This window comes from Paenirhizobium naphthalenivorans (genome assembly GCF_007992095.1).
In the GTDB taxonomy this organism is placed as follows: domain Bacteria; phylum Pseudomonadota; class Alphaproteobacteria; order Rhizobiales; family Rhizobiaceae; genus Allorhizobium; species Allorhizobium naphthalenivorans.
In genome coordinates this window covers 1-1406 of sequence record NZ_BJZP01000090.1, presented here as the reverse complement: position 1 = coordinate 1406, position 1406 = coordinate 1, and the positions used below count along the sequence as shown (strand labels likewise).

Here is a 1406-nt window from a genome sequence, read left to right as displayed (position 1 = left end):
CAAACGCTTGAGCGGATCCGCGATGCGATCGATCGCAACGATCTTCCCGCCGGTCTCGAATATGCGCTGGCCGACAGAAACGTGAAAGCCGAGCTCGAAGGTTTCGCCAAGGCTGTGTCCGAGCGCTTCGGAGAACGCAGTCTGCTGCCGATCTCCGCAAAAGATTCAAACGGCGAGACCTTTCACAAATTGACGGCCGGGATGAACCCTTCGCAGAAAAGCGAAGTGCAGTCGGCCTGGAACAGCATGCGCACTGTGCAGCAACTCGCCGCGCACGAGCGCACCACGCTGGCATTGAAGCAGGCTGAAACAGCGCGGCAAACCCAGACCAAGGGGCTTTCACTGAAATGAATTTGGCGATGCCTGAAAGCCCTGCGATGTCTCGTCAACGACGCCGCGCCTGCGTCACGCTATCCTTATCTGCCGGCCTGCTGATCGTCTTCTTTGCGGCGGGTCGGATTGGTGGTCTGCGCGTCAACATGACGCCGAGTGAGCCGCTCGGCCTCTGGCGCATTATTCCGCTGACGCGCGCTGCCCGGTCCGGGGAAACGGTTTTCGTCTGCCCGCCTGACAATGCCGCCATGCGCGAGGCGAGGCAGCGCGGATATCTCCGCCCGGGACTTTGCCCCGGTGGGTTCGCACCGTTGATCAAGACAGTCATCGCGTTGGCGGGACAGCGCGTGGACGTCACCGATCGCATCGCCATTGATGGCGTACCGATCGCCAGCTCCCGCATCATGGAGAAGGACGGACAGGGGCGATCTCTACGGCACGATCAAAGCGGGATGGTGCGGCCCGGAGAGGTATATTTGCATTCCAACTTCATCGGCTCATGGGATTCCCGGTATTTCGGGCCGGTACCTGTTTCAGGTGTGCTCGGTCTGGCGCAAGAGGTGTTGACCTATGCGCCGTGAGGTCAGGATGGCTGCCGTTCTCGTCCCGCTTGCCGTGGTCGCCGGGGCGGTCGGCTGGAGCGGCCAGGCGTCCCTTCTACCTGCGGCAACCTTCTTCCCGTTTCTGTGGGCGCGATCACCGACGCGGATCGCCGCGGCCCTCGTCGCAGCGGGCTATTTCCTGGCGGCGTCGCGAGGATTGCCTGCCGGCGTTGCCCAGTTCTTTACTGCGGATCTCTGGGTCGGCCTCTGCTTCTGGATCGTGGCGGCATTGTCCTTCGTTGCCGTCCATGCGGTACTCTGGACAGTGCGGCGCGGATGGGCAAAGCCCGCGCGCTATCTCATGGTCCTTGGTCTCACTGCTTTTCCGCCACTCGGGATCACAGGCTGGGCGCATCCGCTGACAGCGGCCGGCATACTGTTTCCGGGATGGGGATGGTGGAGGCTGCTCGCTTTGACAGCTGTCCTGATCGGTCTCGTAACCCGGATCGGGCCGGCTATCGCCATTGCCCT

General features: G+C 62.5%; 2 protein-coding genes and 1 pseudogene. All 3 read left to right on the top strand.

Annotated features, from left to right (window positions below; translation table 11 throughout):
* Positions 1–351 (top strand): annotated as a pseudogene (locus RNA01_RS23235) (Ti-type conjugative transfer relaxase TraA); the annotation flags it as partial.
* Positions 348–914 (top strand): conjugative transfer signal peptidase TraF, encoded by a 567-nt coding sequence (gene traF / locus RNA01_RS23230; RefSeq protein WP_147182443.1) that lies wholly within the window; start codon positions 348–350, stop codon positions 912–914. The pseudogene RNA01_RS23235 and the gene traF, both read left to right, overlap by 4 nt.
* Positions 904–1406, top strand: a 503-nt coding sequence (locus RNA01_RS23225) for a carbon-nitrogen hydrolase family protein (protein ID WP_284215327.1), incomplete at its 3' end; no start/stop codon positions are given. The genes traF and RNA01_RS23225, both read left to right, overlap by 11 nt.

Coding starts and splice junctions, on each gene's coding strand:
- traF (WP_147182443.1), top strand. CDS start 348: ATGAATTTGGCGATGCCTGAAAGCCCTGCGATGTCTCGTCAACGACGC.